This is a genomic window from Nonomuraea sp. NPDC051941, assembly GCF_044593615.1.
On sequence record NZ_JBIUCF010000100.1, the window covers coordinates 1 to 25,287 of the forward strand.

Consider the following 25,287-nt stretch of genomic DNA (forward strand, 5'->3'; position numbering starts at 1 on the left):
TGCTCGACGACACCGTCGCGGCCGACACCGAGGAGGACCCGCTGGCGCGCGGTGGCACGCTGGCCGGCACGCTGAAGGGCCGGGCGGAACCGGACCTGGGTGCGATCGCCGAGGAGCTCTACGCCGAGCTCACCGAGACCGAGCGGGCGAGCGTGCCCGAGGTCTTCCTGCGGATGATCGACGGCGACGCGCTCCGGCCGGTCGGCCGGGACGAGCTGCCCGAGACGGCGGCCGTCGACGCGCTGCTCGACGTGTTCGCCGCCGCGGGCATCGTCACGCGGGCCGGGACGGCGTACGCGCTGGCCATGCCGGGCCTGCTGCGCGCCTGGCCCCGGCTGGGCGAGTGGGTGGCGGGCAACAGCGCCGGGCTGCCCGTGCACCGCAGGCTCGCCGCCGCGGCCGCCGAGTGGGACGGCCACGGTCGCAAACCCGCCGACCTGCTGCAGGGCACCCACCTGGACCGGACCTTGCAGTGGGCGGCCACCGAGCGCAAGGACCTCACGCTCACCCGCCGCGAACGCGACTTCCTTGACGCGGCCGCCAGGCAGTCCCGCCGGCGCTCCAGGACGCGCAACCTGATCGCGGCGGTCCTGGCGGTCCTGCTGGTCGCCGCGCTCGGCGGGCTCGGCGCCGCCGAGTACCTGCGCAGGCAGTCCGACCGGCAGCGCGACGAGGCCCTGGCCAAGGAGCTGGCCCTGCGCGCCGACGGCCTGCGGGAGCAGGAACCGCGGCTGGCCCGGCTGCTGTCCGTGGCCGCCTGGCGGCTCGCGCCCGCGCTGGCGGAGACGCGCGGCGCGCTGTACGAGTCGGCCTCCCGGCACATGAGCGACGTCTTCGTCGCCCCGGGTGTCAGCGGCGAGACCACGCAGGCGCTCAGCCCGGACGGCCGGATGCTGGCCTCCGCCGACGGCGGTACGCTCCGGATCTGGGACGTCACGAGCGGGTGGCGGCTGCACGAGTTCTCCGGCCTGCCCCAGTCCCCGAACGCGCTCGCTGTGAGCCCTGACGCCCGCACCCTGGCCGTCCTGGACGACCAGGGGGTGCGGCTCTGGGACACCGCCACGGGCCGGCCGCTCGCGGACCGGTTCGGCGCCGAGGCGGGCAACGCGGGCCCGTTCGGGAAGCTGGAGTTCGACCGTACCGGTCGGCTGCTGTCCGTCCCGCACGGGGACGAGGGCGAGCGATGGTGGGACGTCGCCGGGCACAAGTGGCTCACCGCGCCGCGCGGCGCCGTGCTGAACGGCGTAAGCCCTGACGGCCGCTACGGCTTCGTGGCCCGCGGCCGCGAAGCGGCCGAGGTATGGGACCTGCGCCGGAGCCGCCTGCTGAAGGTCGACAGGCCGCCCGCCTCCGGCACCGTGTCCGAGGTCAAGTTCACCGGCGACGGCAGCGGGCTGGCGCTCGTCCAGGACGTGCCCGGCCGCGACCAGCCCATGGTCCACGTGTACGACCTGACCTCCGGCACGACCAAATTCGCCGAGGACGGCAAGGCCGGGCAGGAGGTCGACTTCGTCTTCGGCGACGCATTCGTCGCCCAGTGGGACGCCCAGGACAACGAGCTCGTGCTGACGCGCTGGAGCGACTGGTCGACCGTGCTGAAGCTGCCGCTGCCCGGATCCATGCAGGTTCGGTTCGACCTCGCCGCGAAAGCCGTGCGCGGGCTGGACAGCGAAGGGACCGTCTTCACGATCGACGTGTCCATGCTGTTCGACCAGTCGCTTGGCGCCGAGGCGGACAACCTGCAGCCGTCGCCGGACGGCCGCGTCGTGGCGGCCAAACGGGACTACGACCTGACCCTCCTGGACGCGGCGTCCGGCCGCCGCCTGGCGGGCCCGATCACCTGGAAGGGCTGGGGCGAGGCCATGGCGTTCACCTCCGACGGCAGGCGGCTGGCCTACGGGGACGGCGCGCGCGTCCGCGTGCTCGACGTCGCCACCGGGCGTACGGTCGACGACTTCGCGGCCGTCACCAAGGGGACGGAGCAGATCAGCGAGCTCGCCTTCACCCGCGACGGCCGCACGCTGGCCTTCCTGACCAAGTCCTCCGGCGGCGATGAGTGGCTGGAAGTGCGCGACCTTGCGCGCCGGGTGTCCACCTCCACCGGGCAGACAGGCTTCCCGCCGATGAGCGCCGGCGCGGACGGCCGGCTGCTCGTCGCGGGCAACGGGCCGCTCCTGTACGACACGGTGAACAAGGCCGTCCTGCCCACCGCGAAGGAGACCCAGGGGATCGGCGGCGCCGCCGCCTTCTCCTACAGTCCCGACGGCAGTCAGGTGGCCTTCGCCGGCGGCGAGCTCGCCCTGTGGGACCGCGACCTCAAGACCCGCCTCGCCGTCTTCCCGCCCACGCTGGACGGGACCGAAACCGACTGGGTTGCGGCGGTCGCCTGGTCACCGGACGCGCGCACGATCGCCGTGTACGAGGCCGGCCCCCGGATCCGGCTGTGGGACGTGCCCAGCAAGCGGGAACTGGGCGTCGTGTTCGATGGGCTGACGGATTCGGCCGGCAACAATTCCTGGCTGGCCTTCTCCCCGGACGGCACGAAGATCCACAGCCTGGCGCCCGACGGCACGCTGCGCACCCACGAGCTCGACGAGCGGCGGCTGGTCACGCAGGTGTGCGCCCGCGCCGGCCGCACGCTGTCAGCCGAGGAATGGCGGACCCACCTGGCGGGCATCGAGCCGTTCACGGTGTGCCCTGCCACCCAGCCCTGAGCTCGCAGACGCCACTGGTTGTTCGGTTGCTGCTCAAGCCCAAGTCGGGCAAGCACGGAGTGGCACGACCGGAATGGGAGGCGCTGCTGCCCAAGCCCCAGGCCGGAACACATTGAAGCTCGGGAAGTCCGACCGGCGGGGACGCAGCGTTAAGGTCGTCTTCCTGACCGACCGGAGCGTGCGGGCGGGCATCATCGGGGGTGGGCTGGTTCCGGACGGCCGACGCCCCCTGGACCCTTCGGGAGGAGGCTGGGGTGCCTCACCGCTCGACGCGCTGGAGCCGCGAGCCGTCGCCGCTGCGTCAGGCACGGCTGGCCCGTAACTGGACGCTGGAGGACGTGGTCGAGGAGATCGACCTGCGGACGCCCGGTGGCCAGTCGGGGGTGACGCCGAGCATCGTCTCAGGCTGGGAGCTGGCCCGGCACACGACCAGCTGTTCGCGGACACTCAATTTGGTGATGAACGCGTCATTCGAGATGGGGACGGGCAGGCGTCAAAAGACCCCGACGGGGCGAAGCTGTCGGGGTCTTGGTGTGCAGACTGACGGCCTGGTGTGCGTCATGCCCGGCGGGGTTCGGGTCTTCATCGGCTCCGGGCTGCGCGTTAGAAGAAGTCCTGAGACCCGGAAGGATCTTGGGAAGTTGAGCTGGATCAGACCGGGTCTTGGGGTGCGTTGCGTCAGTTCCCGTACTGTTTGGTGTCCGGGTGCTCAATGAGCAGGACATGGGCGGTCTTGTCGGCAACGGGACGGTGCCGCATTCCTCTGGGAACGACGAACAGTTCGCCCGGCTTCAGCACCACCGGGTTTTGCCCCTCCAACTGGATCTCAAAGCTGCCGTCCCAGCACAAGAAGAGCTCGTCCTCATCGTGGTGATGCCACGGGAACTCGCCTTCCAATCGAGCCAGGCGAACAACGGTGGTGTCGTTCACCGCCGCCAGATTGTGCTGCTGGAAGGGCCCTGGGAGCGCGGTGATGGCCTCGGCCACCGAGACCGCAGCAAGGTGACGCGAAGCTTCATGTTGTGTGGTCATGCCACAATCCTTGCCTTTCAGAGTGGCCCGATGACAGAGCCAATCTGCGAAAATTGGTCCTCTTAGCAGGCCAATCGTCTGAAATCAATCCCGCCCTCGCCCCGCTGGCCAAGGCGCTCATCGCGATGCCAGACCCCTGGAAGGGGTGGATGTGGCTGCGCACCGCCCACGTCCAGGAGCTCCTCACCGGCCTGGCCCGCGGTCGCATGTCCCTGACCCACCAGGCGATTCACCCGTTCCCCAGCTGGCGGACCGTCGCCTATCTGCGCGACCTGCTGATGGCCTGCGGCGTGCTCCCTGCCATCGACAAGCAACTCCTGCACACCGAGACCTGGCTCACCCGCCGGTTGGCCGAGCTCGACGGCCACGCGCACGAGCCGCTCCTGCGCCGGTTCGCCACCTGGCACCTCCTGCCAGCCCTGCGCGCTCGCGCCGCCCGCCAGCCCTTCCCTGCCAGCGCCCGCCGGTTCGCCAGCGAACAGTTCACCTACGCCCAGGCCTTCCTAACCTGGCTCGACGAGCATGACCTTGATCTACCGCAGTGCGGGCAGGCTGACCTGGATTCCTGGCACGCCACTCACCCAAATCCCATCGCGCCGCGCTGAAAGCCTTCCTGGCCTGGGCCATGGCCAACCGCCACATGCGCCAGCTCGACCTGCCCGTCCCACCGCACGGCAACTCTGCGCCGTTGAGCCAGCTCCGCCGCCTGGAGCTGATCCGCCGGGCCGCCACCGATGATCAGATTCCACTACGTGTCCGGGTCACCGCATGCTGTCGGCGTACTCCTTGATGTGCAGAGGCGAGTACGAGTAAACGTGCAGAGCTGTCAGAAACACCGCACCATCGCGCTTGGCGACGACCCGCAGCACATCGCGGCCGCCCTGAGCGGATCACGGAGCAGGAGGGTCTCAGCAGGACCGCTGGAGCTTCTTTCGCCAACAAGCAGGCGGACACGGCCGACGTTGGTACATTGTTACCATGGTAACAGTCGAACGTACTCAGACGGGCCTCCGGCTCGAGAAGAACGTGCTCAAGGTACTCAAGGGACTGGCCGAGTACCTGGATATCTCGCTCGGTGACCTGGTGGAGGGCATCGCGCTGCACTCCTTCGACGGCAAGGTGCCCTTCACGCCCGAAACCCTGGCCAAGATCGAGCAACTCAAGGCCGTGTACGGCTTGACGCTGACATCTGCCGACGCGCACCGGCTGACCGAGCGATGAGCGGCGCACAGTACACACTCACCGGACGGCTGGCGGTCGCGCTGCCGCCCGAGGCGGCGTTCACGCTGTTCACGCCGCGCGGCGAGGAGCTATGGGTGGCCGGGTGGCGGCCCCGTTTCCAGATGAGGACCAGCGATGACTCCGCCCCCGGCACCGTCTTCGAGACCGGCGCGCACGACGAGCTGACCATCTGGGTGGTGGCCGCGCGCGAGCTTGGACGGCGCGTCTCGTACGCCAGGGTAACGCCCGGCTCCCGGGCCGGGACCGTAACCGTCGAGGTGGACGCGGACGGGCAGGGCGGCAGCACGGTACGGGTCACGTACGAACTGACCGCGCTCACATCAGAGGGCCAGGGGCATCTACGCGAGTTCGCCGAGAGCTATCGGGACTTCCTGCGGTCATGGGAGGTGGACATCGCCCACCATCTCGAGTCCCGGCCGCCGAACGCGGCTGTCCAGTCGTAAACGGGCACATCGCCGGGACGAGGACCTCGGAGTCGCCCCCCGCACAAGGCATCACGATCAAGAGCCTCATCGCTGTGACCGACCCGCTGATCATCTCTGCACGTCTACTCGTACTCGCCCCTGCACCTGAACCCGTACGCCGACAGGCCGTTGTGCTGCTCGAGCTGGCCGGGGCAAGCCAGGTCCTGTTGTGATGGGCGGAGATGAGCGGTTCATGGTGAGCAGCGTTCGACTGACGTCCGGAGAACCGGATCAGGCCCGTTGTCGGCGGGCGAGGGGAATGCGGAAGACGAAGCACGCGCCGCCGCTCGCCGCGTCTTCGATGTGCAGGGTGCCGTGGTGATCTGAGGCGATGTCGCGCGCGATGGCCAGCCCCAGGCCGGCGCCGCCGCGGTCGCGGCTGCGGGCGGTGTCCAGCCGGACGAAGTTCCGGAATACGCGTTCGCGGTCGGCAGGGGCAATTCCCTCGCCGTCATCAGCCACGGCCAGTTCGGCATGTTCGCCTGCGCGGCGCAGGCGAACCTCGACCATGCGGGTGGCGTGACGTCGGGCGTTGTCGAGCAAGTCGGCGAACAATCGGGCGATCTGGCTCGGGGCGGCGTTCACCGTCACCGCGGGGTCGAGGTCGAGTCGCAGGTTGCACCGGTCGGCCCAGCGAGCTGCCTCTGTCTTCACCAGTTCTGTCAGGTTCACATCCTGGAGGATTCTCCCGGTGCCGGCCTGCGGCCGGGCCAAAAGGAGGAGATCATCGGTGATGTTCTCCAGCCGATTGAGGTCACGCATGACATGGTTCAGGAGACCGGGCAGGTCGACGTCGTCTGGATACAGCTGCGCTGCCTCCAGTTGCAGGCGTAGGCCGGCGATCGGCGTGCGGAGCTCGTGTGAGGCGTCAGCGGCGAACTGACGCTGACGGTCAAACAGCTGTTCAACGTGCGTTTTCGCCTCTCTCAGCTGTTCGTTCAGCTCCTGCAGTTCCTTGGCAGGGCCGTAGTGCTCCACCTTCATCGCCTGCTCGTGGGCGTCCGACGTGCTCGCCCGCGAGCCTGCTTGCTGTCGCCGGGTGAGGAATGCGGTCACGTCCTCGACCAGGTGGAGGAACAGCATCAGCGCTCCGTCCGGGCCGAAGACGGGAGTGTTGATCGCGCTCCAGTACCGTTCCTCGAACAGGTCCGCACTGCCGGACACCGGCATGGCGATCTTGTGCGGAGCCATGACATCGGACCGTCCGGTGGTCCGGACCCGGCAGAGCGAGGCTTCGAGCTTCCGCAGCGCGCGCATCTCGTTGGGATCGGCGGGGTTTCGGGGAAACGGGTCGAAGAGATACCGGCCCAGCAGTTCCTCCCGCTGCAGTCCGCAGGCGTCGGCGTATGCCTGGTTGACGGCCACAATGGTCAGATCCAGCGTCATGACCAGGCACGGGGTCGGAATGGCCGCGAACACGGCGGCGTAGTCAACGTTTTGTCGCATCACGTTCCCTCCCGGTTATGCGCGGCAGAGCCAAGGGTCCATAGCCTTCTCCGGGCATCTGCCTCGCGCGCCGGCTTGCCGGAGGAGTTGGTCGCGCGAGGGGAAGCCGCAGCACGAAGCAGGCCCCGCCCGTTGCGGACTCCTCGGCGTGGAGGGTGCCCATGTGCGCCTGGGCGATGTCGCGGGCGATGGCCAGACCGAGGCCGGTGCCTTTGTGGTCGAGGCGGCGTGCGGCGCTCAGGCGGGTGAAGCGCTCGAAGATCCGTTCCCGCTCGGACTCCGCGATCCCTTCTCCGTCGTCGGCCACCGTCACCTCGGCGCTGTCGCCCGCACGGCTCACCCGGACCTCGACCATCTGCTGGGCGTGCCGTTGGGCGTTGTCGAGCAGGTTGGTGAGCAGCCGGACGATCCGGATGGGGACGGCCTGGACGGTCACGCGGGGTTGAAGCAAGAGCTGGACATCGAGGCGATCGACCCGGCGGGAGACCTCGTCCCGGACCAGTTCGGCGAGGTCGATCTGCTGCGGCTCCATGGGAGGGCCCGCGTCCATTTCGCCGAGGACTCGCAGGTCGGTGAGGATCGCATCCAACCGGTCGACGCCTCCCAGCGCCCTGGCGAGCAGGTCGTGGAGATCGGTCTGGTCGGGATACAGGCGCGCCTCCTCCAGCTCGGCGCGCAGTCCCGTCACGGCTGTGCGCATCTCGTGCGAGGCGTCGGAGGCGAACTGCCGCTTCTTCTGAAGCTCCTGCCTCAGCTCTGTGGGCATGTCGGGCGCGGTCGGGATTATCGCTGCGGTTGGGCCCGCACCGAGCGAGTGTGGATCCTCACAGTCGTAGCAGGCTGGGGGACGTGTCATCGCGGGTGATCCTTTCTCTCGATCAGGTTCGGCGGAATCGGTGGGCTGTCACCTTGCGTGTTGACGGGCAAGCCGCTGACGCACAGCGCACGTCCTCCGAGTGGGGTGCTGCACTTTGCCCGGAAGACGTACAGGTCGGTGATATCCAGGCGCGGGTCCTGGCGGGCGATTGGGTAATCGAGGGGAGACATGTCGCTGTCGTTGGCCTTTCGGTTCTCGGAAATGCGGCAAAGGCCTGGGCGACGCCCTTCTGAATCGCCCCGCTGGCAACCCCGCTCGGGCACTGTGGAGCAGGTCGACGGCCTTTTCCGCGAATTGCGTCGTGCGCCGCGGCGGGCTCGGCTCCGGGGCCCCGGCGCTCCCTGGCCGGGTGGTGTGCGTGGGGTTGGTGCTCGCCGGTGCGGCCTGGAGGGCGGTCGACGCTGACGCTTGCGCAGGATGGACGGTCACCGTGGGAGGGCTGTGCGGACACCCAACCTCGCACGGCGACCGCGCCGCCGACGTGTCCCGGCCGGCCTTCCTCGGCCGCTAGGGGACGAGGATGAGGCGAATCGGGTCGCCGATCTTGTGCTCCAGCCGGTGGATCGCCTCAGCCGCGTCGGCGAGCGGGATGTGGTCGGTGATGGACGGGGCCAGGTCGAGTCGGTCGCCTGCGGCCAGCCGCACCAGCTCGGAGACGGACTCGGGGAAGCCTCCGTAGTGGCCGCGTACCTGCTTGCGCGTGTAGTTGAAGGTCAGGCCTTCGCTGATGGTGAGGGGCTTGGGGGTAATGCCGACCAGGATGAGGGCTCCGTTGAGGCCGAGCACTGCGGCGGCCTGCTCGCGGACCGCGGGTACGCCGGCGCAGTCGAAGGCGAAGTCGAGGCCGCGTCCGGCGGTGGCCGCGCGTACCTGGTCGGCGAAGTCGTCGTCGGCCGGGTCGAGGGCGATGTCCGCTCCGAAGGCCAGAGCGCGGTCCCGGGCGCCGGGCAGCGGGTCGACGGCGATGATCGGGGCGGCGCCGACCAGGCGGGCGATGCGGACGTTGTGCGCGCCGACTCCGCCCACGCCCCATACGCCCACGGCCTGGGCGGGACGTACCCCGGCGGTGGCCACGACGGCGGCGTAGGGGGTGGAGACCGCGTCTGGGAGAATCGCGGCCTGGTCGAACGGGAGGTTGTCGGGGATGGGGATGAGGGTGTCCTCGCGCGCGATGGTGTACTGGGCCCAGCCACCGTCGTAGTCGATCCCGCGGGTGCGCACCTGGGTGCAGGGGCGGCGGCGGGCGCAGTCATCGCACTGCTCGCAGCTCTGTCCGGCCTCCAGGGTGACGCGGGTGCCGACGGTCAGGCCCCGTTTGAGGCCGGGGCCGAGGGTGTGGATCATCCCGGAGACCTCGTGGCCGACGGTGATCGCGGCGGAAGTGGCGAACAGAGGCGGCAAGGTGCCATCGATCAGGTGGACGTCCGACAGGCAGACGCCTGCGGCCATGACTTTGACGAGTACCTCCCCCGGGCCGGGCACGGGGACGGGGACGTCCTCTACTGCGAAGTTCTGGGTGTCCAGATGGAAGCGTCCGGCGAGCATGGTGTCCATGGCGATCATCTCTCTTTCCTTGCAGCGTTGTGTCGATCGGTTCCGTACGCCCGGCGCGCGGCCGGGGGAACGATGGTTCGGGATTGTCTGAGTGCCTACCTCGTGCGCTGAGTTACGTGGTCGCAGCCGATCCGTGGTCGTCGTCCTGCGGGCCCGAGGCCAGCAGCACCCAGGCGAGGGTGCCGTCCTGTGTCGGGCCCACCGCGCAGTCGAGAGCGTGGGCTTGCACCAGGCGCAGTCCCAGCCGTTTTCCGGCAGGCAGGCCGAATCGGCAGCGGCGGGATCCCGCCAGGTGCCGTCGTCGAAGACCTCGATCAGGATTCGAGACGCCGAGCGGGCCAGCCGCACCCTGACGTCGGAGGCTCCGGCGTGCAGCACGGCGTTGGTGACCAGTTCGGAGACCACGAGGCGGGCTGCGTAGGCCGCCTCATTGGCCAGCCGCCACCTCGCCAGCTGGGCATCGGTGAACAACCTGGCTTGAACGGCCGCGCTCCGCTCGGCGCGCCTGGCGCACACCGCCAGGTGATCACAGGGCTGGGCGCGGCGTCGCTGGGCGCGGCGGTGCGGGCGTCCGTCTCGTGGCGTCCGCGCCCAGACGGGCCACCTCGGAGCTGGAGGTGGAGCATTCTCCGTTGCCGGGTCTCCGCGGCGGCACCCGGCGTGGCCCATGCTCGTCGGTGAACATCACACATTTCCTTGGCTGGTGGCCGCCCGCCGGGTGCGGGCGGCGTGGAGAGATCAGGCGAAGACGTCCTGCTGGTAGCGGCCGTCGGCCTCGATCTGGGTGAGCCACTGCTGCGCGGTTTCGTCGTCGGCGCCGGCGCGGCTGCGATGGATGGCGGCGAGCGCTTCCCGTACCGCGGGTGCCATACGGCGTCCGTCGCCGCAGACGTAGATATACGCGCCGTCCTGCAGGGCCTGCCACACCGTATCGGAGGCGGCGGCGAGGGCGTCCTGCACGAACCTGGCCGGATGGTCGAGCACCGCGGAGAAGGCCGTGTGCATCTGGGCGATCCCGGCCTCCTCCCACGCCTGCATTTCCTGGCGGTAGAAGTAGTCGTGCTCCGGGTGGCGGCAGCCGACGAAGACCTGGGAAAGGCCCACCTTCGCGCCGTTGGCGTGCTGCCAGGCGCGCTCCTCCAAAAAGCCGCGCAGCGGTGCGATGCCGGTGCCGGGCCCGATAAGGATCAGCGGCGTCGTCGGGTCGGCGGGCGGCGCGAAAGGCGGGGACGGCACGCGCACGTACCCGTAGAAGACATCCCCGGGCTCCAGCCGGCCCAAGTACTGCGAGCACAGGCCCCGGTATTCGCCGTCGCCGCACAGGGCTGGTCCCTTGACGAGGCCGACGGTCAGCCGGACCTGGCGCGGGTTGGCCAGCGGGGAGGAGGAGATGGAGTAGAAGCGGGGACGGATCGGCCCCATCATCTCCAGGAAGACCGCCAGCGGCAGTTCGATCGCGGGGAAGCGCTCCAGCAGGTTGAGCACCGAAATACGCTTGGTGAGGATCTCCTTGCGGTACCGCTCGTCGGCTTCCTCGGTGTCGGCCGTGTAGGCCTCCAGCTGCGGCCGGGTCCAGGGGCACGGGGTGTGCTCGGCCAGGACGTGCAGCTGGGTGCGGGTGGCCACGTCCTGCAGCTCCAGGAACTCGGTGAACAGCAGTCCGGCGGTGACGGGCGTGCCCACCGGCAGGTGCGTCCGGCCGCCGCCGGGCTGGTCGAGCCGGAGCACCTGGTCATGCTCGACGCCGAGCCGCGCCAGCGCGCGGGAGACCAGCTGCGGGTCGTTCTTGGCGAAGACCGCCAGGTGGTTGCCGGTCTCGTACGTGACGCCCTCGGGCAGTTCGATGATGACGGACCTCGCCGACGGGCGCGGCGGTTCGAGGCTGAAGTCCCACAGCCCGGTCGCGTCGCTGACGAGTTCCTCGTTGGCCACCACGGTCAGCGGGTAGGCCTGTTCGGAGACGATCGCCGGGCGCACGTCCGCCTCGGTGAGCAGCTGCACCTGGTAGCGCGGCCCGCCCGCGTCGGAGGTGTCGGCGGCGTACTGCTCGGCCAGGGTGGTCCACAGGGTGTCCATCCAGCGGGTGGCCATGCCGTCGAAATCGGAGGCGGCATCGGCCACACCGCGCTCGATGACGGGGGTGGCGCCGGCGGCCAGCAGGGCGGCCTCGATCCTCTTGGGGAAGGCCTGGTAGGTCGCCACCCACTGGGTGTTGCCGGCGCCCAGCAGCGCGAACCGCACATCGGACATGGAGCCCTCGGGCAGCCCGGCGGCGATCAGGTCGTCGAAGCGCTGGGCGTTGTCGGGCGCCTTGCCGTTGTAGCTGGCGGCGACGACGACGAGCAGGCCCTCGGTGGGGAGGTTGTCGCCCAGCTCGTCCAGGCTCAGCAACGTGGTGCCGAACCCGGACCGCTCGCCGCGGTCGGCGATCGTGCGCGCCAGGTCCTCGCAGCTGCCCAGGCTGGAGCCGTAGGCGACGGTGAGGCTCACTCCCACACCGCTGACCGCGGCCTCCTGCTGCCCGGCGTCGGTCTGCGCCGCTGAGACGCCGAACATGGCCCGCTCGTGCTCCTGGCGGGTCCGCACGACCAGTTTGAAGTCGCCGGGCTTGCGCGTCAGCGCCTCCCGGACGTCCATTTGGTAGTCGCTGGTGTCGGAGAACTTGAACTTCTGCAGTACCAGAGCGAGGGCCAGGCGGGCTTCGGTGAGCGCGAACTGGCGGCCGATGCAGGCGCGCCGGCCGTTGCCGAACGGCTTGTAGGCGTGCGGGTGGTGCTGGGCCCGGTTCTCCGGCAGCCACCGGTCGATGTCGAACTCCAGCGGCCGCTCCCACGCCGTGGGGTGGGTGTGCAGCGGGAACATCAGCAGGTTCGTCTTCGTGCCCTGCTTCAGGTGGTAGCGGCCACCGATGACAGTGTCCTCAAGCGGCGCCTTCATGATTTGCGGGATAGGAGCCCACAGCCGCAAGGTCTCTTCCAGCACGCGCGCGATGACATCCAGCTTCATGATCGTGTCGTAGGTGGGGACGGTGTCGCCGGGCAGCATCCGGTCCACCTCGGCGTAGGCCTGGGCCAGCACGTGCGGGTTGCGCAGCAGCGAGTACGTGGCGAACGACAGCAGACCGCTGGTGGTCTCGTGACCGGCGATCAGGAACGTCAGCACCTGGTCGCGGACGTTGGCGTCGTCCAGCCGCCGGCCGGTCTCCGGGTCGACAGCCTCCATCATCAGGCCCAGCAGGTCGTCCTCACCGCCGCTCTTCCCCCGACGGCGCTCCTTGATCACACTCTCGACCAGCTCGCGCATCAGCTGGATGTTCTCGCCGTACTTCTTGTCGTCGGCCTTGCGCAGCTTGGTCATCATCGGCAGCTCCTGCGAGCGCTGCATCGACTCCACCAGCGCCTCCAGCAGCGCCTGAAGGAAGGGATGCAGCTCCTCCGCGCCGAAGGAGTCGAACCGGTAACCGAACCCCGACAGGGCGATGGTGTCCAGCGTCAGGCGCGTGTAGTCGTCGGTCACCTTGACCGGATGCCCCTGCTTGCCCTCCCACTTGCCCACCAGATGCTGGGCGATCTCCAGCATCTGCCCGAAGTAGCCCTTCATGGCCCGCTGGCTGAAGGCCGGCATGAGGATCCGGTGCGCCATGCCCCAGACCTCCTCATCGTCGTGGGCCGTGAACAGGCCGGCGCCGGCGTAGTCCCGGACATGGCTCAGCGGCGGGAAGATGGGCTTGCCGAAACGAGTCTCGTCGCAGACCTCGGTCACCAGGTCCGGGTCGTAGACGAAGACGTTCTCCTGGCCGGCGATCTCCATGCTGAAGATGCCCTCGGGGAACTGCTTGGACAGCTCGCCGAAGTACTCGACCGGGTTGGTGTCGGGAATCTGCGGCGTGTGGCCGAGGATCGGCACCCCGCGCGGGGACCGGATGGGGCGAAGGCGGGTGGAGAGCTGGTCGGTCATGGGTTTCCTCCTTCGGGAAAGAGAAGCTGCGGCGGCAGGCGCTTGCCGCGGTGTGGACGTGTGCTCCCGGCCGGGGCCGAACTCCCTCTTGACGTCAGCAGGGGCCTTGCCCGACCTTGCCGCGACGCTCGGCACGCTCGTGTACGCGCGCGTTGTGGATGGATTCCTCCTTCTGCGTGGCGTCGGCGGCTGCGGTGACAACCTCGGCGGGATGCCGCTGAGTGCCGGGCCGAGGAAGTCCGTCCTGCACCGTGATGATCGGGTTGCTCGCTCTGCCGGGGTTGCTTTCCCGTCAGCGCGGCTTGCCGGCCCGGCAACCCGGCGAGTGGAGCATGATGCACACCCATCGGCCTCCGTCCTCATATCTGACGAAATCGTCACTAATGGACGCTACCGTCACTAAAGCAATGAATTGTCAAAGAGATTCTGAGTATTTCGTCAGTCTTGACGGATCCCACTACAGTGGGTACATCACCGGCGAAAGCTGCGACAGGAGGGAGAACAGATGGCCGACGCCGCACCAAGCCGCCTGGAGCGGCGTAAGGCGCGCACCCGCGCCGCGCTCATCCACGCGGCCCAGGCCTTCATCGCTGACGGCAAGACCAACGTGGCGGTCCTGGAGCTCACCCGGGCCGCCGACGTGGGCATGGGCTCGTTCTACAACCACTTCTCCAGCAAGGAGGAACTCTTCCAGGCCGCCGTGGAGGACGCACTCGACCGGCATGGAGGGGCGCTGGATGAGCTGACCCGCGGCATGGGTGACCCCGCCGAGGTCTTCGCCTACAGCATCCGGCTGACCGGGCGACTGCATCGCCGCCATCCCCAGCTCAGCAAGGTCATGCTCAACACCGGCGTGGCCATCGCCACCTCCGAGCACGGCCTAGCCCCGCGCGCCCGACGCGACATCCAAGCCGGCATCCAAGCCGGGCGCTTCACCGTGGGCGACCCCGAGCTCGCATTCGTGATGGCCGCGGGCGCCACACTCTGCCTCGGCCAACTGCTCCACACCCAGCCGCACCGCGACGACGCCCAGGCCACCGACCAGATCGCCGAAGACCTGCTGCGCATGTTCGGCATCCCCGCCGACGAGGCTCACGAAATCTGCCAACGCCCCCTGCCTGAGCTGGACCGCCTTCTCCCTCACGCCCCGGCGTAGCAGTGCCAGGCGATGGCTGGTGAGCAGGTCCTGACCGGTTGGTTTCAGAACGGCTGAGCCGAGGGGACGGCAGACGCGGACCCGAGTCGCTGGTGTTTAAAGAGCGGCGGGTGTTGCAGGGCTGTTTCACACGTTGCAAGCCGCGCAGGAGCCGGCGTTGCGGGCGTGGATCGTGGCGAGCGGCTCATCGGACGCGGGTCCGGACAGCCAGAGGGGGCGCATCACCACCACCGCCGGGGGCGCCCCCGCACCGACCAATCCCGACAGATCAGGAAGGCAGAATTCCTCATGTCCGCAATCAGCGACAGCACCACAGTAAGTCCCGAGCACATAGTCACGACCCTGCTGAGCGAATACGACGCCCTGAAGGCGGAGCAGCGGCAGCGGATCGCCATGCGCGGCCAATTGCTGTACGCCACGCTCACCGCGGTCGCCGGCATCGCCACCGTCACCACAACCGTGGGCCGACGGGAGTTGCTGTTGCTGCTGCCGCTGGCCACCACGGTGCTGGGCTGGGCCTATGTCACCAACGATCACAAGATCGCCGCCATTGGACGGTACGTCCACGATCGGCTGGGGCCGTGCCTGGCCGGCCTCGTCGACGACGGCTCCAGTGACATCGCGATGTTCCAATGGGAGAGATACCGCCGCCACGACCCACGCCGCCCCTCCCGCAAGCGGCTACAGCTGGCGGTGGACCTGGCCGCGTTCTGCGCGCCCCCGCTGGCCGCCCTCACCCTGCTCTGGCTACTGGGCCCGCACACTCTGGCGGTGCTGATCGGCTCAGCCGTCTCCCTGGTCACAGTGGCGGTCATGGCGACCCAGATCATCCGCTACGCGGACGTAGCCGATCCCCCAGCACCGGGCATGATCGCACGGCCGTCTCGATCTCGTGGGACGCCCGCGGTGCCGGCCCGCGGTCACATCCACCACGGCGTTTGACGGGCGCCACGCGGCAAAGCACCCGATGAATACGCGTCCTCGCCGCGTGGCTTACCCCGTTAGAGATGGACGGGTAGCCGCGTCAGGCCGTGGATGAGCATGCTCTGCCGCCAGACGAGCCGCTGTGGCTCCTCGGCGAGGGCCAGGTCCGGGAACCGTTCGATCAAGGCGCGGAAGGCGATCTCACCCTCCAGCCGGGCGAGCGGGGCACCGAGGCAGTGGTGTATCCCGTGCCCGAACGCGACGTGCCCGGAGGCGTCGCGTGTGACGTCCAGTTCCGTCGGCTCGTGGTAGCGCTCAGGGTCGCGGTTGGCCGACACCAGCGAGACGAGCACGACTTCGCCGGCCGGGATCATGGTCCCTCCTAGCTCGACCGGCTCGGTGGTGTAGCGCAGGGTCGCGAGGTTGACCGGGCCGTCGAAGCGCAGGAACTCCTCGACGGCGTTGGGGATCAGGGACGGATCGGCGCGCAACGCGGCGAGCTGGTCGGGGTGGCGGAGCAGGGCCAGCACGCCGTTGCCGATGAGGTTGACCGTGGTCTCGTGCCCGGCCACGAGCAGCAGGAACGCCATCGAGATGGCCTCGCCAGGCGAGAGAGAGTCGCCGTCTTCGGAGGCTTGCACGATCGCCGAGAGCATGTCGTCGCCCGGGTTCGCGCCCTTGTCGGTGACAAGCCGGGTCAAGAAGTCGCGCATCGCGGCGGCCGCGGCGATGCGCTCCTGCTGCGGTGCGAACGCGAGCAGGGTGTTGGACCAGGCACGGAAGTCCTCCCGCTCGCCGTCTGGAACGCCGAGAAGCTCGCAGATGACAGTCATCGGCAGTGGGAAGGCGAACTCGTCGATCAGATCGACGCTCGCCCCCCCGGCCCCTTTCGCCGCCATCGTGTCAGCCAGCCGGTTCGCGATCTCTTCGATGCGGGGCCGCATCCGCGCGACCGCCCGGACCGTGAACGCGCGGTTGACCAGCTTGCGGAGCCGGGTGTGGTCCGGCGGGTCCGCGTTGAGCATGTGCCCGGCCACGGAGTCGGCGAGTGGTATCCGTTGATCGGGCGGGATCGATCGCTGCTGAAGGATCTCGGCGAACCGGGCGGCGCTCTTGGACAGCCGCGGATCGTTCAGCGCGGGCCGGACGTCCTCATAGCGGGTCACCATCCAGGCGTCCAGGCCTATAGGCGTGGTTACCCGCACGACCGGCGACTCCAGACGCAGCTTTTGGTACAGCTCGTCCGGGTCAGCGAAGAACCGTCCGTCCAGATCAACGGTGGCTGGGTGCGTCATCACGTACCTCTCTACTGTCAGGCTCACGCGCGATACGCGCATGGGACACACGTCAAGCAACAAGGACGTCGTGCCTCACGACCAGGTCCTGCCGAACCAGCCTCCTGACCGGTCGAACCGATTGCTCCAGGACGACGACCCTCACCGGTTTCCTCCCTCGTTCGGTGACGGGGTGCCATACGCCGTGCCGACGGCTTCTTGATCGAACGCGGATCCGGTGACGACCCGCAGCACGTCCATGCACAACCGCGTGACCTCACCCCTGGGCACGGCAGGGTTACTCGCTGACTCGCGGGCCGCCTGCACGACGAAACCCAGCCAGGCCCCGACGGCAAGCCGCATCACGGGGGTATCCGCTTGTCCCAGCAAGCCGAGCACGCGTTCCACCTGTACCGGGTGGCCGGCCGCCACGAGGTCGCGTACCAGCGGCGGGGCCTCCGCCCCGGGGGCGGTTAGGTCAGCCAACCGGCCGCTGGCGGAGAAGCGATCAAGGTATGCCGCCAGGCTGCGTTGCAAGTTCTCTTGCGGGGAGAGCCCGGGATCTGGCGCAGTGACCTCGAGAAGTATTTCGGCCTCGCGCCTGAGCACCGCCTCAAGCAAGGCATCTTTCCCCGGGAAGTAGTGGTACACCAGTGCGCGCGTTACGCCAGCGTCCGCGGCGATCGCCCGCACGGAAAGCCCCTCGTAGCCCTCCCGTGCGAAGTGAGACGCCGCAACCTCCACGATCTGCCCACGGCGCGCGTCCGGGCTCAGGCGCGGCATGCGACGACTCTTTGACACAAGGCAAACAATAGGGCGAATATTTGACAAGAGTCAAACAAGAGGCACGATACGGGTTGTGGCCCCGACCGGCTGGGACCCTGGGCGCACGTCCCTGCAGCAGCCTGCGGGCGCTGCGATAACGCCGCCAGGAGCACGTCCGTGCTCGAAGCCGGCTCTCAGGCGGGTGGTTGCACCTCGATGGGGAGGTGGCGGGGTCCGCGCAGCATGGCGTTGTGCCGGTAAGGGGGCGGGTCCTGGGCCAGGGCCGCGGTGCCGAGGCGGGGGATCAGCGCGCCGAGTGCGATGTGGGCTTCGATCCGGGCGAGCGGTGCGCCGTAGCACAGATGGATGCCGCTGCCGAAGCCGAGGTGCTGGTTGTCCGGGCGGGCGGGGTCGAACCGGTCGGGCTCGGAGAACCGTTTGGGGTCGCGGTTGCCCGAGGCGAGCACGAGCACCAGCGTCGTGTTCTCGGGGATGGTGGATCCGGCGACGTCGACGTCGGCGAGGAGGATGCGCTCGCGCATGTGCACCGGGGGCTCATAGCGCAGCAGTTCCTCCACCGCGCCGGGGAGCAGGCCGGGGTCACGGCGCAGCCGGTCGAGCTGGTCGGGGTGGCGCAGCAGAGTGAGCACCCCGTTGGTGATCAGGTTGACCGTGGTCTCGTGTCCGGCGATGAGCAGCAGTACGGCGGTCTCCGCCAGTTCCTCGCGGGAGAGCCGCAGGGCCGGGTCCGGTTCGTTGACGAAGGCGGCGAGCATGTCGTCACTGCGCTGGCCGCGGCGCTGCTCGGCGAGGTCCACCAGGTACCCGCCCATCTCGGCCCGGGCCTGTTGGCCCGCCGGGTCCCGCTCGGTGGTGTCCTGGTCGGCCGTCACGTCGGCGGAGGCGACGATCGCGTCGGACCATTGCCGAAACAGCGGCTCGTCCTCGCGCGGAACGCCGAGCAGCCGGCAGATGACCGTGACGGGCAGGGGGTAGGCGAAGTCGTCGACGATGTCGATATGAGTGCGGTCCCGGAGCCCCTCGATCAACTCCTCGGTGAGTTCGGCGATCTGGCCGCGCATGGCGTCGATCCGGCCGGGGCTGTGCGGGGGGCCGAACGGTCGCATGGCCAGAGTGCGCAACCTGTGGTGCTCGGGGTCGTCGAGCCGCAGGAAGGGTGGCTGCGGCACCTCGGCGGGCAGACCGTGGGCTGCGGTGGGACGGCTGCGGGGATCGGCACTGATCCGCGGGTCGTGGAGCAGGGCGAGGATCTCGTGGTAGCCGCCGACCAGATAGCTGCCGTCTGCCTGCCGTACCGCGCGGCCGGCCTCGCGGAGTTCCGCGTAGAGGGGGTAGGGGTTGGGCCGGTTGGCGTAGTCGGTGATCCGTTCCAGCAGGGTTTCGGCGGTCATGGTCTCGGCTCCTCGTGGACGGGCGGCAGGGTCAACCATGCCGCACCACGGTCAGCCGACGGTCCGGCAGATGACCGGTGAGCGCGACGGTGGGACCGTGGGAAAGCGTCTTCGGATCCGGCACATCGGAGGGGAGCGGGAGGTCGGCGGCGACCGGCCGGTCCGCCGCACCGGGCGCCGGCGGGAACGAGGCGGCGGTCTCGATCAGGTGCTGGTAGTACTCGAGCGACTTGGCCATGTTGACGGTGACCGCGGCGGTGACCCGGCCCCGGTAGCCGTACACCACCACCAGACGGCGCTCCTCCAGCGAGCCCTGCGCAAGGACGATCTGGTCGGAGAAGGTGGGGACGCCCACCGACTTGATGTTGAGCCCGAACTGGCTCGACCAGAACGTCGGGAGCGCAAGGTGGGGACGCCGCAGCGGCCCCGGATTGACCATGTTGTAGGCCGCCACCTCGGCCTGCGCGACCGCGTTGCCCCAGTGCTCCAAGGAGAGCAGCTGGTACTCGAACAGCGGATGGGGGAAGCGGGAGACGTCACCGGCGACGAAGACGTCGTCGGTGACGATCCCGTACATGTCGAAGGCCCGGCACCCGGCGTCGCAGGCGATCCCGCGCGGACCCGCGGCCAGCCCGGAGTCCGCCAGCCATTCGACGTTGCGGACCGCGCCCAACGCCACGACGCACACATCCGCGTCGACGCGGCTGCCGTCGGACAGGTCCGCACCGGTGAACCGGCCGTTCCCATCGCCGCGCAGGGCGCTGACCGTCGCCCCGCAGCGCAGATCCACCCCGTGCGCCCGCTGCATTCTGGCGGCGAGCTTCGACAGCGTGCCGCCGAGCGCCCCCACCAGGGGTGCGGGGCCGCGTTCGGTGACCGTGACCTCCAGGCCCCGTTCCCGGCAGGCCGAGGCGATCTCCGAGCCGGTGAAGCCGCCGCCGATCACCAGCACCCGCTGCGGCCCTGCGGCCAGCCGCTCCGCCAGCCGTCCGGCGTCATCGCAGGTGCGCAAGGTGAACACCCCATCCAGGCCGGCCTCCTCCGGGTTGGGCCAAGGTCGCGCCCGGGTCCCGGTCGCGATCAGCAGCCGGTCGAAGGGCAGCGACTCGCCGTCGGCCAGCAGCACCTGTTTCCCGAGCGGGTCCAGACCGGTGGCCGGCACCCCCAGCCGCCAGTCGGCGTCCGGGTCCCGGCGCATAGGCAGCCCGGTGGTATGCGCCGCCGCCTGGCCGAGCAGCACCTGCTTGGACAGCGGCGGCCTGTCGTAGGGCGGATAGGGCTCATCTCCCACCACGGTCAGTGAGCCGGTGAAGCCTTCCTCGCGCAACGTCTCAGCGGCCCGCAGCCCGGCCAGCGACGCACCGATGATGACGATCCGGCCCTCCCGCAGGTCACCGGCCATCGGCGCGCACCTGCTCACCCAGGAGGATGGCCTGGACCGGGCACGCCGCCGCGGCCTGGCGCACGCCCTCCAGCCGGTCGTCGGAGACGGCCGGGTCGTACAGCAGCGCCTCCTCCCCGTGCAGGTGGAACACCTCTGGCGCGAGGAACACGCACTGCGCATAGCCCTGGCAGCGATTGAGATCCACAACGACCCGCATCCGGCCACTCCCTCCGTCGCTCCACCCCTCCTCATTTCCAGATAAGAAAGAAGCGAACATTAAGGGATAAATCGGACATTGGCCTGTTTGTTGCGCCAGGGACAGGTCCCTGGCGCAGCTCATTGTCCATACGCACACGTCGTCCTACATGGACATCCCCAAGCTCAACCAGCACCCAGGCCACGCGCGCCGCTGCCCTGACCAGCCTTATTAGCCCTTTCCGGCTTACTTGGTCTCCCCCCCCACTTCGGAGGAGGGGCCGATATCGATCGTCCGCACCACGACGGAGCCCAGATTGCATGGGGTTGCCATGGCCTGCGCGGGTGTGGTGGGCGGCCATTGCGGGGACGGACGATAACAGAGTGAGCACTGCGAGCGAACGACACGCGCAGGCCAGGCCGGACGGCGGGCGCTCCGGCGGCGTGGCCGGGCGCGCTCTGGCGATGTCCCGGTATGAGGTGCTGGCACCACATCTGCACGAGGGGGTACCGCTGGCGCAAGTAGCCGCTGCCCAGGGCGAGGACGGCGTCTGCTACCGCACGCTGCAGCGGTGGCTGGCCGACTACCGGCAAGGCGGCCTGGCCGCCCTGGCGCGGCCGGGCCGCCGCGACAGGGGTCTGCGTCGGTTCCCCGACGAGCTCGTGGCGTTCATCGAGGGGCTGGCCCTGCGCAGGCCGCGCCCCAGCGCGGCCACCATTCACCGGCAGGCCGAAAGCATCGCCAAGGCGCGTGGCTGGCCGTTGCCTGCCTACCGGACCGTGGCCCGTATCGTCGCGGACCTGGACCCCGCGCTGGTCACCCTCGGCCTTGAGGGCACCAAGAAGTACCGGGAGACCTACGACCTGGTGTACCGGCGCGAAGCCAAGGCTCCGAACGAGATCTGGCAGGCCGACCACACCGAGCTGGACATCTGGGTGCTCGACGACAAGGGCCGACCGGCCCGGCCGTGGCTGACCGCCATCGAGGACGACCACTCCCGCGCCATCGCCGGATACGCCGTCAACCTGGACGCGCCTTCGGCGTTGACCACCGCGCTGGCCTTCCGGCACGCGATCTGGCGCAAGCCCGAACCGGACTGGCACGTATGCGGCATCCCGTCGGTGTTCCACCTCGACCACGGATCCGACTTCACCTCGGCGCATCTGGAACAGGTCATGGCAGACCTGAGGGTCCAGCCGGTCTTCTCGCTCAAGGGCCAGCCGCACGGCCACGGCAAAATCGAGCGTCTGCTCGAGACGATCAACCAGATGTGCCTGGCTCACCTGCCCGGCCACGCGCCGCGCGGCACCCCGGACCGCGCCGGCCAGGCCAAGCTGACCCTGGCCGAGCTGGATGCCGCGGTCGGCAGGTTCATCCGCGAGGTCTACAACCTGCGCATCCACAGCGAGACCAAGATGCCCCCGCAGGCCCGGTGGGAGGCCGGCGGGTTCATTCCGCGCATGCCCGACTCGCTCGAACAGCTGGACCTGCTGCTGCTCACTGTTGCCAAGCCCCGCGTCATCCACACCGACGGCATCCACTTCCTGTCCCTGCGCTACCTCGATCCCGTCCTGGCCTTCTACATTCGGGAGCAGGCCACCATCCGCTACGACCCCCGCGACATCACCGAGATCCGCGTCTACCTCCGCCTGTCCGACGGCGCCGAGGAATTCCTGTGCCGGGCGATCTGCCCCGAACTGTCGGGCGCCACCGTCAGCCTCAAAGAGATCACCGCCGCCCGCAACGCTCGCCGCAAACAGCTACGCGGCCACCTGACCAGCCGCGACGCCGTCGTCGACCGGCTGCTGGCCGCTCACAGCGAACCCCTGCCCGCCTCCCTGACCGGCGCCGGTGTGGCCAACTGGGCAACCCTTACTCGACCCGACGGTGACGATGACGGCGCCAGCACTACCCAGAACAGTCCCGGCCCCAGTGCCGAACCGCTGACCGGGACGGACAGCACCACTACCCACAGTGACGGTCCGCGACTCAAACGCTACTGGAATGAGTGAGCCATCCGAGCCCCGGATAGACACCCCGCGTGGCGAAAGCAGACGACAACCCCGAGCCAGCCCCCGAGCCAGCAACGCCCTCCAACGCCCCAAGCGACGACACTCCCGATCCCGCGAGCGACCCGACCGCCGAGACCCGCCCTGACGATCAAGACAGCCAAGGCCGCTCCAACGTTACCGACCGGCCCGCACCTCCCGGACCTGACTCTCCGCCCGGCCAGCCGACGGGCAACGGGCACAGGTCCGCCGCCACTCCCATCGTGATCACTAAAGAGCATCGGCTCTTCATCGAGTTCGCCGACGCCGTACGGCGCGAACGCTACGTCGGCCTCTGCTTCGGCGCCCCGGGCGTGGGCAAGACCCAGTCGGCCCGCTTCTACTCCCAATGGGACCAGCTCGCCGGCCACCTCGACGGCACCCGCCCGGTCGGCTCCGACGGCGAGGCCTCGGCCGGGCAGATCCTGGCCGCCCGCGCCGTCATGTACACCCCCAAGGTCCACAACACCCCCCACAACCTCGACAAAGAGATCTCGTTCCTGTGCGATCGGCTCGGCTGGAATGTCGAACTCATGCTCAACCCCGGCCGCGGCATCGACGAACACGGCAGGCTCAACACCAGCACCCACGCCGAACTCCTCATCGTGGACGAAGCCGACAGACTGAAAGTCGGGGCACTCGAGCAGCTACGCGACCATCACGACCGCACCGGCATCGGACTCATCCTGATCGGCATGCCCGGCATCGAAAAGCGACTCGCCCGCTACCCCCAGCTCTACTCCCGCGTCGGCTTCGTCCACCACTACAAACCCATGTCCGCCAACGAACAAGCCTTCGTCCTGGCCAGATCCTGGCCCCACCTCAACCTCGGAGACACCGACGACTACGCCACCACCGAAGCCCTCGCCGCCATCACCCGCATCACCAGCGGCAACTTCCGCCTCACCGTCCGCCTGATCGGCCAGATCGAACGCGTCCTGAAAATCAACAACATGTCCACCGTCACCAAAGAAGTCGTCGAAACCGCCCGCAAGAACCTCGTCATCGGCTCGATGTGACCACCCCACGCCAAGCACACCCACCCAGAAATCGCGCACCACCACACAACATCACGCGCAGGCCGTTGCCCAGCCCCGAAGGACTCGGGGGCCGGGCAACGGCCTTCATAACGCCCGCCAGCACATCAACCAGCTGCCGAACTACCACGACAAGAGCGCGGCAGAAACAGCGACATGAACCGTGGCACGTCACAGCCGTGGAGTTGGCCGGAAACAGGTCGCCACGCCGCCACCGCGCCGGGCCGACCCAGTCGGGCGCGGCGGCGGCGTCTTCCCAGACCGCGCGGACGGTGTCTGGGCCGGGGATCAGCCCCAGCTCAGCGGCTTCGGCGAGCTGCTTCGTCAACCTCTCAGAGCAGTCGGCCAGCAACCCTTTGTGGCCAAAGCGGCTGGCGGGCGCCTGCGGGGCGGGTTGGTGAAGAGCTATTAGGCAAGCGGCCAGGACATCGGCGGCTTCTGCGGCGCGTGATGGGGGACGCGGTCGGCAGGTGTGCCCGGCACCCAGGTGGTGACGATCCAGGGTCGTGGAGATAGGGCGGAGGGCTCGCCGAGGAGCTGCGTGTCGGCGTACCGGCAGAGGAAGGCGCGAGGCGAGGGCGGGCAACGAACGAATCACCGGCGAGGAAGACAAGCGAGCGTGGCCAAACAGCGTCTGGATGCCCTCGAACCCGACCACCTCACTGGTTGCTCCGGTATTCCCCGAGGCCCCACTGGCTAGGGGCACATCCTGAACGGCTCGATGCCAGGCAGGTGGCGAGACCATTCACCGGCGGTGAGCGTACGACCGGCGCGCACGCACAAGGTCGCGGCCACGTGCCGCTCGTCCACGTCGAACACACGGATCGTGCCGTCGGGGGCGGCGGTGTGGAGTTTCGTGCCGTCCGCAGAGAATGCCACCCACCCGCTGTGGGCGCTGTCCGCCGCCTGCTTGCCGTCGAAGACGAGGCCCAGCGGTCGCCGGCTCGGCACGTCCCACAGACGTACGCGCGAGCCCTGCTCGTACGTCGCGATCGTGCGCCCATCAGGCGACCAGGCCAGCATGGTGACCTCGCTGCCCGGCACCGCGGGGAACTCGGCGATTCTGGTCCTGATGTCGCCGTCCCACAGGGTGAGTCGGCCGGGCCCGGAGAAGGCCACCTGCCGGCCGTCCGGGCTGAAGGCGAAGGCGCCGGCGAGCTGCCCGGTGCCCTGTTCGGGAGGCCGGGTGGCGCCCTTCTCCGGATCGATGAGCTGGAGCGGGTTTCCGGTCACGAGCAGCCGTCCGTCGGGGCGGAAGGCGAGGTCGTTGGCGCCCGTCCCGGTCTGCGCTCGTTGAGATCCGCGTTCGAGGTCCCACAGTTCGACGCGACCGTGCTCCCCGTGGCGCGACACGGCCAGCGTGCGTCCGTCCGGACTGAACGCCAGCGCCTGGGCGCCCTGCTCGCGGTCGCCTTCCAGCTTGAGCCGGGCCGACACCCTGTACTGGGTCGTATCCACGATGTGGACTGTGTCGCCGGCGGCCAGGGCGAGTCGGCGGCCGTCGGGACTGAAGGCGGTCGCGCTGCCACGGCCCGACCCGCTGACGGGACTGAAGGCGGTCGCGCTGCTACGGCCCGACCAGCTGATCGGTTTCATCAAAGAGCGGCCCGTCGCCGCGTCCCTGACCTCCATCCGGTCGTCGTCCCAGATCGCGGCCAGCACGCGCGTGGAGGGGTCCAGCCGTACGTTCCCGCTCTCGCTGCCGCCGCTGATCGGCGGGTCGAACACCATCGAGACATCCTCGGTGTGGACGGCGCCGTGTTCGTCCAGATAGCGGACGGCCCGGTCGGCGAGGTCGAAGCGGA

At 69.2% G+C, this 25,287-nt stretch carries 20 protein-coding genes and 1 pseudogene; 8 read left to right on the forward strand and 13 right to left on the reverse strand.

The genetic code is table 11. The features are described 5' to 3' along the window. The coding region (locus ACIHFD_RS66130; RefSeq protein WP_397375666.1) for a WD40 repeat domain-containing protein at positions 1–2,714 on the forward strand (2,714 nt) is incomplete at its 5' end. Positions 2,715–3,015: 301 nt separating this feature from the next. On the opposite strand, the gene ACIHFD_RS66135 is transcribed toward ACIHFD_RS66130, so the two are convergent. Both ACIHFD_RS66135 and ACIHFD_RS66140 read right to left on the reverse strand, forming a co-directional pair. Next, positions 3,016–3,165 carry a hypothetical protein gene (locus ACIHFD_RS66135; protein WP_397375667.1) on the reverse strand — a complete coding sequence of 50 codons (150 nt, stop codon included), beginning with the start codon at positions 3,163–3,165 and terminating at the stop codon, positions 3,016–3,018. A 227-nt stretch (positions 3,166–3,392) separates the two neighbouring features. Continuing rightward, complete coding sequence (locus tag ACIHFD_RS66140) at positions 3,393–3,746, reverse strand: cupin domain-containing protein (protein ID WP_397375668.1); 354 nt, start codon at positions 3,744–3,746, stop codon at positions 3,393–3,395. A 125-nt stretch (positions 3,747–3,871) separates the two neighbouring features. Here ACIHFD_RS66140 and ACIHFD_RS66145 point away from each other — a divergent pair, with 125 nt between their 5' ends. The 3 genes from ACIHFD_RS66145 to ACIHFD_RS66155 all read left to right on the forward strand — a co-directional run bounded on the left by ACIHFD_RS66145 (position 3,872) and on the right by ACIHFD_RS66155 (position 5,431). Then, on the forward strand, positions 3,872–4,351 hold the full coding sequence (locus tag ACIHFD_RS66145) for a hypothetical protein (protein WP_397375669.1): 480 nt from the start codon (positions 3,872–3,874) through the stop codon (positions 4,349–4,351). A gap of 373 nt (positions 4,352–4,724) precedes the next feature. Beyond that, entirely contained in the window at positions 4,725–4,967 is a 243-nt protein-coding gene (locus ACIHFD_RS66150) for a hypothetical protein (protein WP_357884440.1), read from the forward strand. Beyond that, positions 4,964–5,431, forward strand: a complete 468-nt coding sequence (locus tag ACIHFD_RS66155) for a hypothetical protein (RefSeq protein WP_397375670.1) — start codon at positions 4,964–4,966, stop codon at positions 5,429–5,431. The genes ACIHFD_RS66150 and ACIHFD_RS66155 overlap by 4 nt, the downstream gene beginning before the upstream one ends. Positions 5,432–5,683: 252 nt before the next feature. On the opposite strand, the gene ACIHFD_RS66160 is transcribed toward ACIHFD_RS66155, so the two are convergent. The 5 genes and pseudogenes from ACIHFD_RS66160 to ACIHFD_RS66180 form a co-directional block, all read right to left on the reverse strand. Then, positions 5,684–6,898 (reverse strand): ATP-binding protein, encoded by a 1,215-nt coding sequence (locus tag ACIHFD_RS66160; protein ID WP_397375671.1) that lies wholly within the window; start codon positions 6,896–6,898, stop codon positions 5,684–5,686. Then, positions 6,882–7,664 carry a sensor histidine kinase gene (locus ACIHFD_RS66165; protein ID WP_397375672.1) on the reverse strand — a complete coding sequence of 261 codons (783 nt, stop codon included), beginning with the start codon at positions 7,662–7,664 and terminating at the stop codon, positions 6,882–6,884. Before ACIHFD_RS66165 ends, ACIHFD_RS66160 begins: the two co-directional genes overlap by 17 nt. Before the next feature lie 618 nt (positions 7,665–8,282). Further along, on the reverse strand, positions 8,283–9,338 hold the full coding sequence (locus ACIHFD_RS66170) for a zinc-binding dehydrogenase (RefSeq protein WP_397375684.1): 1,056 nt from the start codon (positions 9,336–9,338) through the stop codon (positions 8,283–8,285). A 270-nt stretch (positions 9,339–9,608) separates the two neighbouring features. Continuing rightward, positions 9,609–9,998 (reverse strand): annotated as a pseudogene (locus tag ACIHFD_RS66175) (ATP-binding protein); the annotation flags it as partial. 69 nt (positions 9,999–10,067) lie between these two features. Continuing rightward, the gene (locus tag ACIHFD_RS66180) at positions 10,068–13,286 is read right to left on the reverse strand and encodes a bifunctional cytochrome P450/NADPH--P450 reductase (protein ID WP_397375673.1); all 3,219 of its coding nucleotides are present in this window, start codon (positions 13,284–13,286) and stop codon (positions 10,068–10,070) included. Positions 13,287–13,791: 505 nt separating this feature from the next. Between ACIHFD_RS66180 and ACIHFD_RS66185 the strand changes: the two genes are divergently transcribed. Continuing rightward, positions 13,792–14,442, forward strand: coding sequence for a TetR/AcrR family transcriptional regulator (locus ACIHFD_RS66185; protein ID WP_397375674.1), 651 nt, complete (start codon positions 13,792–13,794; stop codon positions 14,440–14,442). 288 nt (positions 14,443–14,730) lie between these two features. Continuing rightward, complete coding sequence (locus ACIHFD_RS66190; protein WP_397375675.1) at positions 14,731–15,384, forward strand: hypothetical protein; 654 nt, start codon at positions 14,731–14,733, stop codon at positions 15,382–15,384. 59 nt (positions 15,385–15,443) lie between these two features. On the opposite strand, the gene ACIHFD_RS66195 is transcribed toward ACIHFD_RS66190, so the two are convergent. From ACIHFD_RS66195 to ACIHFD_RS66215, 5 genes are all read right to left on the reverse strand, one after another. After that, complete coding sequence (locus ACIHFD_RS66195; protein WP_397375676.1) at positions 15,444–16,661, reverse strand: cytochrome P450; 1,218 nt, start codon at positions 16,659–16,661, stop codon at positions 15,444–15,446. Between the two features lie 141 nt (positions 16,662–16,802). Continuing rightward, entirely contained in the window at positions 16,803–17,423 is a 621-nt protein-coding gene (locus tag ACIHFD_RS66200) for a TetR/AcrR family transcriptional regulator (protein WP_397375677.1), read from the reverse strand. A gap of 176 nt (positions 17,424–17,599) precedes the next feature. Then, positions 17,600–18,817, reverse strand: coding sequence for a cytochrome P450 (locus tag ACIHFD_RS66205; RefSeq protein WP_397375678.1), 1,218 nt, complete (start codon positions 18,815–18,817; stop codon positions 17,600–17,602). A 31-nt stretch (positions 18,818–18,848) separates the two neighbouring features. Continuing rightward, a complete protein-coding gene (locus ACIHFD_RS66210) occupies positions 18,849–20,219 on the reverse strand; it encodes an NAD(P)/FAD-dependent oxidoreductase (protein WP_397375679.1) in 1,371 nt (456 codons plus the stop codon). Next, positions 20,209–20,418 carry a ferredoxin gene (locus ACIHFD_RS66215; RefSeq protein ID WP_397375680.1) on the reverse strand — a complete coding sequence of 70 codons (210 nt, stop codon included), beginning with the start codon at positions 20,416–20,418 and terminating at the stop codon, positions 20,209–20,211. The genes ACIHFD_RS66210 and ACIHFD_RS66215 overlap by 11 nt, the downstream gene beginning before the upstream one ends. A 362-nt stretch (positions 20,419–20,780) precedes the next feature. Between ACIHFD_RS66215 and ACIHFD_RS66220 the strand changes: the two genes are divergently transcribed. Continuing rightward, the gene (locus ACIHFD_RS66220; protein ID WP_397375681.1) at positions 20,781–22,409 is read left to right on the forward strand and encodes a Mu transposase C-terminal domain-containing protein; all 1,629 of its coding nucleotides are present in this window, start codon (positions 20,781–20,783) and stop codon (positions 22,407–22,409) included. Between the two features lie 260 nt (positions 22,410–22,669). Beyond that, positions 22,670–23,464 carry an AAA family ATPase gene (locus ACIHFD_RS66225; RefSeq protein WP_397375682.1) on the forward strand — a complete coding sequence of 265 codons (795 nt, stop codon included), beginning with the start codon at positions 22,670–22,672 and terminating at the stop codon, positions 23,462–23,464. 714 nt (positions 23,465–24,178) lie between these two features. Here ACIHFD_RS66225 and ACIHFD_RS66230 read toward each other — a convergent pair. Continuing rightward, a partial coding sequence (locus ACIHFD_RS66230; RefSeq protein ID WP_397375683.1) for a WD40 repeat domain-containing protein occupies positions 24,179–25,287 on the reverse strand: 1,109 nt, incomplete at its 5' end.

Coding starts and splice junctions, on each gene's coding strand:
- ACIHFD_RS66140 (WP_397375668.1), bottom strand. CDS start 3,746: ATGACCACACAACATGAAGCTTCGCGTCACCTTGCTGCGGTCTCGGTG.
- ACIHFD_RS66145 (WP_397375669.1), top strand. CDS start 3,872: ATGCCAGACCCCTGGAAGGGGTGGATGTGGCTGCGCACCGCCCACGTC.
- ACIHFD_RS66150 (WP_357884440.1), top strand. CDS start 4,725: ATGGTAACAGTCGAACGTACTCAGACGGGCCTCCGGCTCGAGAAGAAC.
- ACIHFD_RS66155 (WP_397375670.1), top strand. CDS start 4,964: ATGAGCGGCGCACAGTACACACTCACCGGACGGCTGGCGGTCGCGCTG.
- ACIHFD_RS66160 (WP_397375671.1), bottom strand. CDS start 6,898: ATGCGACAAAACGTTGACTACGCCGCCGTGTTCGCGGCCATTCCGACC.
- ACIHFD_RS66165 (WP_397375672.1), bottom strand. CDS start 7,664: ATGCCCACAGAGCTGAGGCAGGAGCTTCAGAAGAAGCGGCAGTTCGCC.
- ACIHFD_RS66170 (WP_397375684.1), bottom strand. CDS start 9,338: ATGATCGCCATGGACACCATGCTCGCCGGACGCTTCCATCTGGACACC.
- ACIHFD_RS66180 (WP_397375673.1), bottom strand. CDS start 13,286: ATGACCGACCAGCTCTCCACCCGCCTTCGCCCCATCCGGTCCCCGCGC.
- ACIHFD_RS66185 (WP_397375674.1), top strand. CDS start 13,792: ATGGCCGACGCCGCACCAAGCCGCCTGGAGCGGCGTAAGGCGCGCACC.
- ACIHFD_RS66190 (WP_397375675.1), top strand. CDS start 14,731: ATGTCCGCAATCAGCGACAGCACCACAGTAAGTCCCGAGCACATAGTC.
- ACIHFD_RS66195 (WP_397375676.1), bottom strand. CDS start 16,661: ATGACGCACCCAGCCACCGTTGATCTGGACGGACGGTTCTTCGCTGAC.
- ACIHFD_RS66200 (WP_397375677.1), bottom strand. CDS start 17,423: ATGCCGCGCCTGAGCCCGGACGCGCGCCGTGGGCAGATCGTGGAGGTT.
- ACIHFD_RS66205 (WP_397375678.1), bottom strand. CDS start 18,817: ATGACCGCCGAAACCCTGCTGGAACGGATCACCGACTACGCCAACCGG.
- ACIHFD_RS66210 (WP_397375679.1), bottom strand. CDS start 20,219: ATGGCCGGTGACCTGCGGGAGGGCCGGATCGTCATCATCGGTGCGTCG.
- ACIHFD_RS66215 (WP_397375680.1), bottom strand. CDS start 20,418: ATGCGGGTCGTTGTGGATCTCAATCGCTGCCAGGGCTATGCGCAGTGC.